15 protein-coding genes and 1 tRNA gene are annotated in these 14,054 nt (G+C 54.3%); 7 read left to right on the plus strand and 9 right to left on the minus strand.

Annotated elements, in window-relative coordinates; genetic code table 11:
- Window positions 1-9: 9 nt before the first annotated feature.
- Genes thiS through CAMM_RS04545 form a run of 3 tightly spaced genes read left to right on the plus strand, consistent with a single transcriptional unit; the run spans window position 10 to window position 2,093 of the window.
- Entirely contained in the window at window positions 10-207 is a 198-nt protein-coding gene (gene thiS / locus CAMM_RS04535) for a sulfur carrier protein ThiS (protein WP_003849137.1), read from the plus strand.
- Window positions 208-209: 2 nt separating this feature from the next.
- Complete coding sequence (locus tag CAMM_RS04540; RefSeq protein ID WP_003849134.1) at window positions 210-992, plus strand: thiazole synthase; 783 nt, start codon at window positions 210-212, stop codon at window positions 990-992.
- A complete protein-coding gene (locus CAMM_RS04545; RefSeq protein WP_003849132.1) occupies window positions 993-2,093 on the plus strand; it encodes a ThiF family adenylyltransferase in 1,101 nt (366 codons plus the stop codon).
- Here CAMM_RS04545 and CAMM_RS04550 read toward each other — a convergent pair.
- Both CAMM_RS04550 and aceE read right to left on the minus strand, forming a co-directional pair.
- Complete coding sequence (locus CAMM_RS04550) at window positions 2,090-2,875, minus strand: GntR family transcriptional regulator (protein WP_003849130.1); 786 nt, start codon at window positions 2,873-2,875, stop codon at window positions 2,090-2,092. The genes CAMM_RS04545 and CAMM_RS04550 overlap by 4 nt on opposite strands.
- Window positions 2,876-3,226: 351 nt before the next feature.
- Complete coding sequence (gene aceE, locus CAMM_RS04555; RefSeq protein WP_003849127.1) at window positions 3,227-5,989, minus strand: pyruvate dehydrogenase (acetyl-transferring), homodimeric type; 2,763 nt, start codon at window positions 5,987-5,989, stop codon at window positions 3,227-3,229.
- Window positions 5,990-6,302: 313 nt separating this feature from the next.
- Between aceE and CAMM_RS04560 the strand changes: the two genes are divergently transcribed.
- Together CAMM_RS04560 and CAMM_RS04565 are read left to right on the plus strand one after the other, a co-directional pair.
- Window positions 6,303-6,683, plus strand: coding sequence for a DUF3052 domain-containing protein (locus tag CAMM_RS04560; RefSeq protein WP_003849126.1), 381 nt, complete (start codon window positions 6,303-6,305; stop codon window positions 6,681-6,683).
- Window positions 6,684-6,792: 109 nt separating this feature from the next.
- Window positions 6,793-6,868 (plus strand) — tRNA-Val (locus CAMM_RS04565).
- 15 nt (window positions 6,869-6,883) lie between these two features.
- Here CAMM_RS04565 and CAMM_RS13080 read toward each other — a convergent pair.
- The 6 genes from CAMM_RS13080 to CAMM_RS04595 form a co-directional block, all read right to left on the minus strand.
- On the minus strand, window positions 6,884-7,321 hold the full coding sequence (locus tag CAMM_RS13080) for a tyrosine-type recombinase/integrase (RefSeq protein WP_075761521.1): 438 nt from the start codon (window positions 7,319-7,321) through the stop codon (window positions 6,884-6,886).
- On the minus strand, window positions 7,267-8,043 hold the full coding sequence (locus CAMM_RS13085) for an Arm DNA-binding domain-containing protein (RefSeq protein WP_003849121.1): 777 nt from the start codon (window positions 8,041-8,043) through the stop codon (window positions 7,267-7,269). The genes CAMM_RS13080 and CAMM_RS13085 overlap by 55 nt, the downstream gene beginning before the upstream one ends.
- A gap of 98 nt (window positions 8,044-8,141) precedes the next feature.
- Window positions 8,142-9,053 (minus strand): hypothetical protein, encoded by a 912-nt coding sequence (locus CAMM_RS04580; protein ID WP_003849119.1) that lies wholly within the window; start codon window positions 9,051-9,053, stop codon window positions 8,142-8,144.
- A 37-nt stretch (window positions 9,054-9,090) separates the two neighbouring features.
- Window positions 9,091-9,924 (minus strand): hypothetical protein, encoded by an 834-nt coding sequence (locus CAMM_RS04585; RefSeq protein WP_003849118.1) that lies wholly within the window; start codon window positions 9,922-9,924, stop codon window positions 9,091-9,093.
- Window positions 9,921-10,178 carry an ImmA/IrrE family metallo-endopeptidase gene (locus CAMM_RS04590; RefSeq protein ID WP_003849117.1) on the minus strand — a complete coding sequence of 86 codons (258 nt, stop codon included), beginning with the start codon at window positions 10,176-10,178 and terminating at the stop codon, window positions 9,921-9,923. The genes CAMM_RS04585 and CAMM_RS04590 overlap by 4 nt, the downstream gene beginning before the upstream one ends.
- Window positions 10,179-10,295: 117 nt before the next feature.
- Window positions 10,296-10,769, minus strand: coding sequence for a hypothetical protein (locus CAMM_RS04595; RefSeq protein WP_003849116.1), 474 nt, complete (start codon window positions 10,767-10,769; stop codon window positions 10,296-10,298).
- 180 nt (window positions 10,770-10,949) lie between these two features.
- On the opposite strand from CAMM_RS04595, the gene CAMM_RS04600 reads away from it, so the two are divergent.
- Window positions 10,950-11,189: a hypothetical protein gene (locus tag CAMM_RS04600; protein ID WP_003849115.1), complete on the plus strand. Its 240-nt coding sequence runs from the start codon at window positions 10,950-10,952 to the stop codon at window positions 11,187-11,189.
- Window positions 11,190-11,755: 566 nt separating this feature from the next.
- On the opposite strand, the gene CAMM_RS04605 is transcribed toward CAMM_RS04600, so the two are convergent.
- The gene (locus CAMM_RS04605) at window positions 11,756-12,577 is read right to left on the minus strand and encodes a hypothetical protein (RefSeq protein WP_003849113.1); all 822 of its coding nucleotides are present in this window, start codon (window positions 12,575-12,577) and stop codon (window positions 11,756-11,758) included.
- Between the two features lie 130 nt (window positions 12,578-12,707).
- Between CAMM_RS04605 and CAMM_RS04610 the strand changes: the two genes are divergently transcribed.
- Window positions 12,708-14,051, plus strand: a complete 1,344-nt coding sequence (locus tag CAMM_RS04610; RefSeq protein ID WP_003849112.1) for an IS256 family transposase — start codon at window positions 12,708-12,710, stop codon at window positions 14,049-14,051.
- The last annotated feature ends 3 nt before the right edge of the window (window positions 14,052-14,054 follow it).

The raw sequence follows: 14,054 nt of genomic DNA on the forward strand, positions 1-14,054 counted from the left end.
GAGAATATCGTGATTACTTTTAGTTTCAACGGCGAAAAAGTAGAAGCCCAGCCGCAAAGCATCGAGCAGTTCGTCCATGAGCACATCGGCAGTGATGAAGGCGTCGCCGTGGCCGTTGATGGGGCTGTGGTGCCGCGCTCGCAATGGAACCGCGATATCCAATCCGGCAATGTCCTGGACGTGCTCACCGCCGTGCAGGGAGGCTAAATATGCTGACCATTGCCGATAAAACCTTCACCTCGCATCTGGTCATGGGCACCGGCGGCGCAACCTCCCAGGCGTTACTGGAAGAGTCCCTGCGCGCATCCAAAACTGAGCTGACCACGGTGGCCATGCGCCGACACAGCGCCAATACCGGCGCTGGTGAGTCCGTGTTTGAGATGCTGCGCCGGCTCGGCATTGACTTGCTGCCTAATACCGCAGGCTGCCGCACAGCACGCGATGCTGTGTTGACTGCGCAATTAGCGCGTGAAGCCTTGGGAACCTCCTGGGTGAAAGTCGAAGTCATCGCAGATGAACACACACTATTGCCCGATACTACGGAGCTACTCGAAGCCTGCGAGCAACTAATCAACGACGGCTTTACCGTGCTCGCATACACCTCCGATGACCCGGTGGTCGCCTCCCGCTTAGAAGATGTGGGCGTGGCTGCAGTCATGCCCCTGGGCTCACCGATTGGCACCGGACTGGGAATTTTAAACCCGCACAATATTGAGCTGATTTGCTCGCGCGCATCGGTACCGATTCTTCTCGATGCCGGCGTCGGCACCGCCTCCGATGCCGCACTCGCGATGGAATTAGGATGCGACGGGGTACTGCTGGCCTCAGCCATCAATCGCTCGCAGGACCCAGTTGCCATGGCCACGGCGTTGTATCACGCGGTCGAGGCAGGGCGCTTAGCCGCTGCGGCGGGACGGATTCCGAAAAGGGAGCACGCGGTGGCATCGTCAAGCTTTGACGGCCTGGCCACCTGGTCTGAGCAGGTGCTGTAGATGAGCCTGCCTGAGCACGAACTACGCCGGGTCGCCCGCCACTTAGCCCTGCCCGGATTTGGCATGGACGAACAAACGCGTCTTTTCAATGCCCACGTTTTGGTCATCGGCGCCGGCGGTTTGGGATGTCCCGCGATGCAATCTTTGGCCTCGGCCGGCATTGGCACCATCACGGTTATTGATGATGACACCGTGGATATTACAAACATCCATCGGCAGATTCTTTTCGGCGCCGATGACGTGGGCAAACTCAAAGTCGACGTCGCTGCGCAACGCCTGCAAGAACTTCAACCCGGCATTACCGTCCATACCCTTGCGGAGCGTCTCACGACCGCCAACGCGGTGGACATCGTAGGCTCCGTGGACTTGGTACTCGATGGTTCTGATTCTTTTAGCACCAAATACTTAGTCGCTGATGCCGCCGAAATCACCGGGACTCCTTTGGTCTGGGCGACGGTGCTGCGCTTCCACGGCGATTTGGCGTTATTTCACTCGGGGCCGGGATTTCGCGGCGTCGGGATGCGTGATCTTTTCCCGCAGCAACCGGATGCGAACTCCGTCCCAGATTGCGCCACGGCGGGTGTTCTCGGCGCGACTACCGCCACCGTGGGCGCGCTGATGGCCACCCACGCCATTGGCTATCTCACGGGCATCGGCACCACCGAACCCGGGGAGATGCTCAGCTATGATGCCTTCGAGCCAAGTATGCGCACCTACCGTGTGGCAGCAGATCCAGAACGCCAGCTGACCACGGAGCTACATGATTCCTATGGGGAGGTTTGTGCCGTCGTGTCACAAGCGCAGACCATGCTCGATGCTGCCCGCCGTGGCGACTACGTGGCGGTAGATATTCGCGAACCCCACGAAGCAGTACTCGCAGACCTGCCGGCAGATATTCCCACCCGCAAGCTGCCTTTGAGCACCATTGACTCCGACGATGACGTGGCGGCGCTGTTCAAAGGGCTACAGGGCGACCAGCAGGTGTTGGTCTACTGTGCTGCCGGGCAGCGCAGTGAGAAATTTGTGGAGCGCTATGCCTCGCTCGCTGAGCGCTCCGGGATGACGCTGGCAAGTCTGCCGGGTGGGGTCAACGGGCTCTAGAAGCCTGACTCGTCGTAGCTCCACTGCGGGCGGGGACCGAACTGCATATTGGAGTGCAGTGGCAGTCTTTCACCGTTGACCACCGTTAAGCGGTATTCGCGCCGAGCTGCTGGATACAGGTACTCGGCATATTCCACGGGGTTGCCAGAAGAATCAGCTGCCATAATGCGAGAGCCAATCAGCGGTGTTCCCTCGTCGACTTCTAGCAGTTGTCCCATGGTGTCATCGGCCTGCAAGACCTCGAAGGTGCGCACGCAGCTGTCAATATCGACGCCTTCGCGCACTAATTCCTCGTGAATATCATGTTCCTCGGGGTCCATGGCAAGAACGTGCATGCCCACCTCAAGGGGGAAGTACTGCCGTTCTAAGACTTCGGGCTTGCCTTCGGATAACAAGATCCGGGAGACGAAGATAATCGGGTCATCTTCTTTCTTATTCAGCGCTTCGGCCACGTGTTGTGGTGCTGGGCGCCGAGCCATCCACAACATTTTCACCGTGGGATTGAGATCGTGTTCTTTCATCCAGGAGTAGCTCGACAGCGTGGACTTAAAGCTCTCCGGCCGAGCTGCGCTGAGCACCATGGAGCGTCGACCGCGGCCGCTGGAGACTAGCCCTTCGGAGCGCAAAGTCGCGATAGCTTGGCGCACCGGACCGCGGGATGCTCCGAATTCCTCGCACAAATCACCTTCACTCGGCAGCAATTCTCCTGGTTTTAACTGACCCGAGGTAATGCGCTTGGAAAGTTCTTCCGCGATTTTTTCATAAAGTTGCTTATTGGGCATTGTGGGTCAGTCCTTTGATGATTGTTGCGAGGATAAAAAGTGCGAGCAGCGCTGCAGTTTCTACAAGTATAAAATTCTCGGTTCACCCTCGATGATCCGAAATGCTCCGCCAAGTAACAAGATGTTCCTTCCAACGTAGTCCGGCATTTTCTTTCAGGGGTAGCGGCATCGCTAAGCACTGCAATGCATCGACAAGCACTGCAATGCATCGACAAGCGCTGCAAAGCCTGTGCTTTGTGCAAAGAAAAATTCCTGTGCTCGCTAGTCACTAAAAGTGAAAGCGAGACACAGGAACTAAAATGCGTGCGGCTACGTGTGCAGCTGCACGCTGAGGTCTACCAAACGTGCTGTTTAGACGATGGTAGGAGTTTCGGAGGTGTCAACGGTCGCGGTTGGATCATCGAGCTCGAGATCCTTCGCAGCCTTTTCGACAACCGAGCGCTCAATCTTGCCTTCGCGCGCCAAGCCTTCGAGCACTGCGACAACGACCGATTCAGCATCGGAGTTGAAGTAGCGACGAGCTGCAGCACGGGTATCAGCAAAGCCGAAGCCATCAGTACCCAAGGTGATGTAGGTACCTGGGACGTATGGACGAATCTGCTCGTGCAGGTCAGTCACGAAGTCAGAGACACCAACGAATGGGCCATCAACTGATTCCAGCTGAGTGGTCACGAATGGCTTTTCTGGCTCCACGCCGTTTTGCAACGCTTCCTGGTTCAGGCGCTTGCCATCGCGTGCAAGCTCAACCCACGAGGTCACGGAGAAGAGGTTGGTCTTCACACCGTAGTCCTCATCCAGGATCTTCTGCGCACGCAGCGACTCGTGCACACCGACACCGGAGGCCAAGATATTCGCCTCGAGGTCGGCGTTGCCCACGGTGTTGAACTGGTAGATGCCGCGGTGCAGGCCTTCCACGTCCAAGCCCTCAGGCTCAGCAGGCTGGTGCACTGGCTCGTTGTACACGGTGAGGTAGTACATGACGTTTTCGCCATCTTCACCGTACATACGGTCAATACCGCGGGTCACCAGGTGTGCGATTTCGAAACCGAATGCAGGGTCGTACTGCAAGACAGCTGGGTTCGTAGACGCCAGAACAGGGGAGTGGCCATCCATGTGCTGCAGCCCCTCACCGGTGAGGGTGGTGCGGCCTGCGGTAGCACCGATGATAAAGCCACGTGCCATCTGGTCAGCTGCTGCCCACAGGGCATCGCCCGTGCGCTGGAAACCGAACATCGAGTAGAAGATGTACAGCGGAATCATTGGCTCGCCGTGCGTTGCATAGGACGTTGCAGCAGCGGTAAAGGATGCCACTGCGCCAGCTTCCGAAATACCTTCGTGCATGATCTGACCGTCAGTTGCCTCACGGTAGCTGAGCATCAAGTCATGGTCGACAGGAACGTAGTTCTGTCCACGTGGGTTCCAAATCTTCAACGTTGGGAACCACGAGTCCATACCGAAGGTACGTGCCTCATCCGGAATGATGGGAACTACGCGCTTGCCCAGTTCCTTATCGCGCATAACTTCCTTGAAGGTACGCACCAAGGCCATGGTGGTAGCAACTTCCTGCTTACCAGAGCCCTTGCGCACGCTCTTGAGCTTATCGATGCTCGGTGCCTTCAACGGCGTGTAGTTCACACGACGCTCAGGCAAGAAGCCACCGAGTTCTTTACGACGCTCAAGCATGTACTTGATTTCCGGAGCGTCGTTACCTGGGTGGTAGTACGGCGGCAGAGCTGGATCCTTTTCCAACTCTTCATCCGGGATTGGAATATCTTGCTTATCGCGGAAGCTCTTGAGGTCATCCAAGGTCAACTTCTTCATCTGGTGGGTCGCGTTGCGGCCCTCGAAGTTGTGGCCCAGGCCGTAGCCCTTAATGGTGAACGCCAGGATGACGGTTGGCTTACCGGAACCCTTGTTTTCCATGACGTGGTTGTAGGCGGCGTAAATCTTGCGGTAGTCGTGACCACCACGGCGCAGTGCCCAAATCTCGTCATCGGACATATCTTCAACCAGCTTCAGGGTGCGCTCATCGCGGCCGAAGAAGTTCTCACGCACATAAGCGCCATCGTTGGCCTTGAAGGTCTGGTAGTCACCATCGGAGGTGGTGTTCATGATGTGGACTAGCGCGCCGTCCTTGTCTGCTTCGAGCAGCTTGTCCCATGCCCGGCCCCAAACAATCTTGGTGACATTCCAGCCAGCGCCGCGGAAGAAGGACTCCAGCTCCTGGATGATCTGGGTGTTACCACGGACCGGACCATCAAGACGCTGCAAGTTACAGTTAATGACGAAAGTCAGGTTGTCCAGCTCATACAGCGTTGCCTGGTGGATTGCACCACGTGATTCTGGCTCATCCATCTCACCGTCGCCCAAGAACGCCCACACGTGTTGATCCGAGGTGTCCTTAATGCCGCGCATTTCGAGGTACTTATTAAAGCGGGCCTGGTAAATGGCGTTAATTGGTCCCAGACCCATGGATACGGTCGGGAATTCCCAGAACCAATCCATACCGTGTGGGTGTGGGTAGGAAGGCATACCCTTGCCTGGGCCGCGGGAGACTTCCTGACGGAAGCCGTCGAGGTCATTTTCATCCAGACGGCCTTCCATGTACGCACGTGCGTACATGCCGGGGGAGGCGTGTCCCTGGAAGAAGATCTGGTCGCCGCCGGACGGATCGTCCTTGCCGCGGAAGAAGTGGTTAAAGCCAACTTCATACAGTGGAGCAGCACCGGCATAGGTAGAGATGTGGCCACCGACGCCAATGCCTGGTCGCTGTTGACGGTGCACCATGATTGCCGCGTTCCAACGAATCCAGCGACGATAACGCTTTTCCAATTCCTCATCACCAGGGAACTCAGGCTCCATGGTGGTGGGGATGGTGTTAACGAAGTCAGTAGACGTTAGGGAAGGAAGCGGCACACGCTTGGCCGTTGCGCGCTCCAAGAGGCGCAACATAAGGTATCGAGCTCGCTCGGGCGATGTTTCGTCGAGCAAGCCGTCGAGCGAATCCATCCACTCGGTGGTTTCTTCAGGGTCGCTATCGTGCAGGTACGAGGCAACTCCGTCGCGGATGAGTGGGAAATTGGAATCGCCCTGTAGGGCATCCTTTTCAGCCATTCCATGAACCTCCTGGTTAGGTTAAAGACATATTGTTCTCCACGATACTCCCAAGTCGGTTACATCGTCGAAGAGTGGTGGGCTTTATCACTGATTTGCCCACCTTAGACACTGTGTGTGTGCGCTTATTGCACACCAGGTGCTAGCCAAATTCTCATAATTGCGTTAACTTTTGCACGTGTAAGTGAGAAATCTTGCATCATTAAAGGTAAGGTGCAATGCAATTGCGAATCACTTCGTATTTTGTTTTCAATATTAGAGGAGGAACACCACGGTGGCTGACGCTACTGGCGTAACCAACAACTATGCATCCATGCTCGGCATTACTGAGGGCATGATTGCCCTTGAGGTCGGCTGGGACGAAGATTGTGACCCAGCAATTTCCGAAGCCGTTGAAGCTGTCTTGGGAGACGACTTCTTGGAAGAGGAGACCGATGAACTCATCGACGTGGTTGTGATGTGGTGGCGCGAAGATGACGGCGATCTCGTGGATGGTCTCGTTGACGCCCTCCGTCCACTAGGAGATGGCGGGCGTATCTGGCTGTTGACTCCTGGTGCTGGCAAGCCTGGGACGGTTGCTCCAGGTGAGATTTCCGAATCTGCACAGCCGGCTGGACTCGTCCAGACCACGGCAGAGCGTCTCGGCGATTGGCAGGGCAGCTGCTTGGTCGCGCGCGGCGCGATGAAGAAGTAAGAATTAGCCGAAAACACCTTCCAGCCAGGCGATTTGTTTAAGTTAGAAGGTGTGGCTAGTATTCTAAGAGTGCTCATGAGGAAGCGGAAAGCTTCTAAGAGAGCATGATGCGGCTTTAGCTCAGCTGGAAGAGCAACTGGTTTACACCCAGTAGGTCGGGGGTTCGATCCCCTCAGGCCGCACCAGGTCAGACCCACTTTCTACACTAAGTAGAGGGTGGGTCTTTCTAATTCCACGACAATCCACGACATGCGTAAAAACCTCATCCATCTTGGACGCGGCACTATCCAAATCAGCATCAAAAGGTCTGCATAGGTATCGAGGGTCATAGCGGCCGAAGCATGCCCCAGCTGCCTCTGCACGACTTTCACGTTAGCTCCCGTCGACACCATTAGTCCGGCAGCGACGTGACGCAGACCGTGGGGCGTGAGTCTAGGAAATAGTTCATCACGTTTCCTACACCGCTTTACCGCATGAGCGAAGAAACTAGTATGCCCCAATGGGCGTAACGGGTCGCCGTTACCGGCAGTCCACAAAAGCTCATCCTGCGACTTGCCCCGGGTGCGTTTTTCTAAAAGCTTCACTAGCCATGAAGTGATCGCCACAGTGCGGCGCTCACCAGTTTTGGGCTCGCCCATATAACACCATCTGAGGTAATCCTGACTGTCCGCTCTACTCGGATACGGCGGCGCAGCAAATCGACATCTGACACGTGTAGAGCGGTTGCTTCACCGTATCGCAGACCTGTGGTGCCTAATAGCGCTATGAGGTCACCTTTCTCTCCGCATTCCTTAACAAGCGTATGCAGTTGCTCTGCTGTTAAGTAGGCTTTTACGGCGGCGGATTTAGACAGCAGCTTGACGCCCCTGGCCGGGTTCGTCGAAATCATTCTGTCATCTACTGCTAGATCCAAGATTTGCGCGAGCACCATGTGACAGTTCCGCACTGTCGTTGGTGATGCAGGTTCACTGGTGGGTTCTGGGTTTTCTCCCGAGGTGTAGCGGGTGATTGTACCCAGCCATACTTGGACTTCGGATTTGCGGATGGTACTGATTTGTCTCTCGCCCCATGCGGGTTGGACATGCATTCGCCATGTTGATTCGTTGATTGATTTAGTGGCGGGTTTGAGGTGTGCCCATGATTGTTTCCATGTTTCTGCTAGGTCGGCTATTGTGGCTTTTCCTAGTGCTGGGTCGATCCATGAGCCTTCGCGGGTATTTACCGCGTTTTTGTCTGCCCATGCTTGCGCCTCAGTCTTGGTGCGAAAGCCCTGCTTTGTACGTGATTTGCCATCGGGGCTGCGGTATTGGACGCGCCAGGCGTAACCTTTTGCAGTCTCGTATTTTTTGACTGATGCCATGATAAAGTCACCTTTGTCTAATCAATAGTTCTGGTTGGACAAAATCGCCCCTCATTTCTTTGCTTCCAGGCTGGAATGAGGGGCTTATTTTTAGTTTTCTAGTATTCGTGGTTTTCTACCCACTCCACTGCGCTGCATAGCTCTGGGTCATTTATGTAGCCGTCCTGGCAGCCGTGGAGCGTTTGAATTTCGCCAGAGGATGGGTTCCGTTCCCCTTGACTATTAGTGCCGTACCCACATTTGTATGCAGGGCATGTTCCGCCATCAGCGTAGGGGATACTGGCGAGTCTTTCCTGCTCGGCTAGAGCAGGATTATCGGGGCTAGAGTAATAACCCTCGTTCTGTGATTGAACTACGTTACTGGAAGGCTCTTCTACCGCAGCTTGAGGCTCTTCAATCGGAGACTGGGCAGGCGGAGAATCTTCTGTACCCGGGGTATCTTCTCGAGATGCATCCGTCACGTCGACAAGGGTTAAGTCGTCATAGTTAGTTTCTGGGTTTGCGAAACCAAACTCAGTTGCTTCCATGCTCTCGGGGATCTCGAATGGCCATGACATTTCGATGGAAAACCCGGGGTTGAGCGAATCGTTGCACTCTGGGTTTCCGGGAACTCGATAGAGGTCTTGAACGGGATCGTATCGTTGCCCGTCCTTGTTGAATAAGTGAGCTTGAATTCCGAAACCGCAGGTGAGATCCATAGATCCGCGGCCGGTGTTCGTCACGATTGTATTGACGGTGATGAACTTCGCGCCGTCGGATGGGTTCTGACGTTCCTCTGGTAGATAGCCTGGTTTGACCCCCTCTGCATTGAGCATGAGGTGGTCGGATTCGGTCACAGAGTCAAGTTTAAGGGTCACACCGGGCGCCTCAACCTCTTCGTGCGGGGGGAATACCTCAACTGTGGAGGTTTCCGTAGTTGTCGTTTCGGAAGTGTCGACAGTGGTTTCGGCGGAGCCGCATGCGGCAAGCAACAATGCGGCGGCCGCGATAGGGAACAGTCGTTTAATCATGGTGCAAGCTTTCTAAGGGAAATTGGGGGTCAGCCCGCTACTGTTGGTAGGGGTCGGTTGCGCGGCAATACTCGGCCGTATTAGTTGCCATGCAGTCAGACCACCACTGCTGACCCTCAGCCTGTTGCTGACTTTCCTCAGGAGAGCGCGTCAAATATGCAGGGGCAGAATCTTCGTATTCCGATTCATCAAAGGCGGGGTCTTCATAGGAAGACTCTTGCGCCTGGTCACGAGGAACATTCGCCCTGGTGTTCTCCGGCATATCGCCCCACACATCAGGAAGAATAATTTCGGACTTGTCGTCAGTTTCGGGAAGCTCGATTTTCGCATCGCCCAAGAGCGCATGCGTCGCACCCTCAGGGACCACCCAAACGCCGAAATGTTTCGCCTTCTGTCCAACATCCAGCGTATCAAGCCACATCTGATATTCGCCCTGTTCATGGCAGTTGATAGCCATTCCAACAGATTCGGTGAAGCCGTCCGCGTTAACAATTTGTGGGTCGTCGAGCATTGACCAGCCGCCCGCGTAGGAATGAAGCTCGTAGATACCTTCAATTTGCAGGTAGGTTTCGCCTTGATACAGTTCTGCACCCATGCCGTAGTCGTCGACAAGCTGGACGCATTCGTCGCTCATGGTTACCGATTCGAGGGTGAGGTCACTGTCGCACGGCCTTTCTACGTAGCAGGTGAAGTTGATGGTGTCGCCTTCTGCAACTTCGATTAATTCGGCCGGCGCTTCTACTGTTTCCTGTGGTGCGAAGCCCTGTTCTGCTTCGTTAGTGAAGAGTTCCTCAGGCGTTGGCTCCGACTGGCCGCAAGCAGCGAGCGCCAGGGGGATAGCTAGGACGATAGGGAACAAATATTTCTTCATGATGCAAATGCTTTCTGGTGTAGGGTTTGCCAAGTTTTAAGGACTTTGACCGTCACGCCTAGTTCGTGGGCTAGGCGTGCTGGGTGTGGTCCGTAGGTGTGTTCTATTATGCGGTAGTCATCGGGGTTTATCAGGAGTTTTGCCGCGAACCTATCGGCGCGCAACTCATGCGCTCCATAATGTCCTGGCGGGTCATCGTAGTGAGCATGTCCTAGCTCGTGAGCGAGTGAGCATAGGGTCTGCACATCGTCCATGCCGTGGCGCAAGGTGATTGCCCTGCGGTGGGTGAGGTATCCATGCCGCTTTAGGTCCCTCGATATGCCACCGCACCCGGTATCCGCGCTTTTCTGCGGTGGCTATGAGTTCATCAATCAATCAATCAAATCCTCACCTCGCTCCAGGTGCGCTTCTGTCTCATCTTCGGATAAGTCCGCGGCATACTCGGAATAATCAAACGGCCGCACCGTCCCATCATTCATATCATCGGCATCGGACACGACGGAGAGCTGCGGAGACAGTCCGATGGTGTCTTCGTCTCCTCCAAAGAGGTAGCGTGCCTGGGGGTCGGAGCGCTTCATGATTTCATCAAGTAGTTGTTGGTTTGTGGCCTTACTCAGCGCGATGGCCACGTCGGGGCCTTGAACTTCGTAGTCGTTGATGTATTCGGTTTCGATGAGGCCTTGCACGGGGGAGCGGTCGTAAGCGCGGCAGAGGGCAATAACCATTTCGACAGGAAGCTTGTCCTGCTGTCGAGACAGCGTGGATACCGGAATGTCTGCTTTTGTAGCCGCCGTGCGCAAAGAGTCGGGGTTTACGAGCTCTTCTAGCCATGCTTTTGTTTTCATGAGGCCAGGGTATCCCAATAGTGGAACACTTGAAATATATGCAGGTCGAGGGCAGTAATGGGGGTGGTCTGCGTGGGGTCAGGTATTGCAACTGTGGAACGTTCGAACCATTATTGAAGCGCCGGCGCAGAACGGCACCGGACGAACAACCAAAAAATACATGGAAGGAATTATACGGACATGCTTTACAAGCCCCGCTACGTATTCCGTCCGGGAGCACTCGAAGCAATACAACGGTCACGCAACATCCAAACCGACAAACAGCTTGCACTCTACACCGGAATCGAGCCACAGCACCTAGAAAAGGCACGCGCAGGCTACCCAGTATCCACAGAAGTCGCACTACGAGTAGCAGCACTTCAAGGAGACGAAAGCTACCTCGCGGCCTGGTTCGACCTAGAACAACCAACCGCAGCCTAAGCCACGCAGTGGCACAACTACATAGCCCCCGGCAACTAGCACCTCACATCAGGGAGTACTAGCCCGGTGGGCACGTTATATGAGAACTGAATAGTGAATTGTCGCCCGTCGAAGATATTGGCCGGGGGAGCGTTGGCGTGTAGATACGCGATGATCCCGGCAAGCCGACAGGCAAGAACCCCCGTCATCATGCAGGGAGGGAACCACAAGGGCGACGTTAAAGACTCACGGTATGTAAGTAGCCACTCGCCAGGTGCAAGTCCTGGGCATACCACTCGGGGTCCGAACGGGCGTTAAACGGCGAAGTTTCTACTCTTTCGTTGGTCGCAAGCAACCCACCATGCGGGGCACCAGCACGCTCATCGCGGGACGCTGCGCCCCTCTTCGAACCCCACACCAAAAACAACAACTAGCAAAAGGAGGAAAATCAATGCCGAACAAATACGTGCCCGATGACCTCAGCCTGATGGAATCAACATGCGTCAATTGGGTACTCTCCGCTATAAAATCCGATATCCAACGGGGGATTTCCGCTGAGCAAGCTATAGGACAAGCACTAGTAGAAGCTAATCAGACTTCTCATTCGAAGAACCACACTCAATCTCCTTCGGGGCGACCCAGGTGATCTCTTCATCCTTAGCCCAATCAATTGCATGTTGTATTTCGGGCTTCACTATTTCCCTGTAGAAATCTTCCCCGCCGGCTTCGAGTGCACCGTTAATAGGTACTCCTAGAAGAATTAATGCGGCTGCAGACCCTTGCTTGAAGAAAGACCAAACGCCATCCTTGGCATTCTTAAAAAAATTATCCTCTGTATCGGTTACTTTCTCGAGAGCGAACAGGATGGTTTTCAACTCGCTGAGGGCATTAACGATATTGAACTCTCCGAAAATCTCAATATCGTCGAGACACCCTTTGAGATGTCGAAGAATTTTGAGCGCATGATTCTTCAAGTCGTCATGTTCATCTCCGAGCTGTGACACTTTAAATGCTGCAACTTTGATGAAGCTTTCGAATCCTTCCTGACCTGCCGGTTTAAATTCCGGGATCAGATAATCCATTTGGAGTTTGGCTCCTCTTAACTGATTCATTGACACCTTCGTTATTGAAAACGAATTTCCGTCAAACCATCCATTTGGGAAAGCAAAAATCTGCGCAGTCCACAAAGGTAGGTGCTCTTCGTACACGGATACGTCTTTTCCATCAGCTTTCGCCCATTGGAGCACTTCCTCAATATTTAAAAGATGCTGAATTGCTATTCGATGCTTCTTCCAAGCATCCGAATTTTGACCGTCTTTTTGTAAACCCCGTTTAGTGGCCGCGGCTTCGGTCTTTTTGTCTGACCACTCGGTGAGTTGATTGAAAAGTAGTTCTGCTGGGTTTGCCATGAGCTCTATTTAACCAGGGAAGTGAGGGTGCGCACGCTTTTCGTTACATAAATAAGAAGACCCCCGGTTGCGAGAGTGTCTAATGGTTTGTGTGTGAGGGGTTTCCCTTACATGAAGGAGATAAACCATAATGGATTCTGTGGCGAAACGAGATCCGGAAGATTCCGCGAAGATTAAAGCGATCAAGCAGAAACTGCTCGCGAACCCGGAGATAGCCAAGCTCATTGACGAGCTGGGAACCACAGCAACGGACGCCAACGACCTAGTCCGGGGATTACTGCAAGCTTCGGTCACCCGTGGCTTGGAAGCCGAAATGGATGCCCACCTGGGTTATTCCAAAGGTGATCGTGAGGCCAAAGCGGCCGGTGGTGGCGATAATTATCGCAACGGCTCCTATGTCAAAAAGGTTGATTCGAATTACGGCCCGGTCGATGTCACCGTCCCACGTGATCGGCAGGGCACGTTCTTGCCCACGATGGTGCCGAAAGGCTCACGCAGGTTAACCGATGTCGATGACATGATCATCAGTTTGTATGCCGGTGGCATGACAGTGCGCGATATCCAGCATCATATGGCCACGGCCATGAGGGTTGATATCTCGCATGAAACGATTTCCGCAGTGACTGATGCGGTGCTAGATGAAGTCATGATCTGGCAAAACCGTCAGCTAGACGAGTTCTACCCCGTAATTTTCTTAGATGCCCTGCGTATTAAAGTCCGTGATGGTGGACGTGTGGTTAACAAGTCTGCGTATTTGGCTATCGGGGTGGATATGGACGGTGTTAAACATATCCTGGGGATTTGGCTGGCGAAAGAAGAAGGTGCTTCGTTTTGGGCGCATGTGTGCGCGAATCTAGCTAGTCGCGGTGTCCAGGACGTGTTCATTGTCTGCTGCGACGGTTTGAAGGGCCTACCGGAAGCAGTCGAAGCAACGTGGCCGGATTCGATGGTGCAAACCTGCGTAGTGCATTTGATTCGGGCAGCGAACCGGTGGGTTGCCTACGGCGATCGCAAGGCGGTATCTATGGCGTTGAAGAAGCTCTACACCGCCCCTGACGAGGCAACCGTGCGCGCAGCGTTGGATGAATTCGCCGACTCAGAACTAGGCCACAAATATCCACAGTCGGTGAAAGTCTGGTCCGATGCGTGGGAGCGTTTCGTGCCGTTTCTGCAGTTCCCGCCGATGGCCAGAAAGGTCATCTATACGACTAATTCCATTGATTCGATGAATAACGAGCTGCGTAAAGCTACCCGTAACCGCGTGCAATTTACCAATGATGATTCCGCGATTAAGACGCTGTGGTTGATGATCTGCAATATTGAGGATAAACGCGCGGCGAAACGCGCAAAACAGGGCAAGAAAGCTGCTGCTACCAGCGGAATGCTAATCGAAGGCAGAAAGGTCACCAACTGGAAACAAGCCATCAACCAAATGGCCGTGGCCTATCCGGAACGATTTACCAACTACCTATAAAGC

This window comes from Corynebacterium ammoniagenes DSM 20306, assembly GCF_001941425.1.
Classification (GTDB): domain Bacteria; phylum Actinomycetota; class Actinomycetes; order Mycobacteriales; family Mycobacteriaceae; genus Corynebacterium; species Corynebacterium ammoniagenes.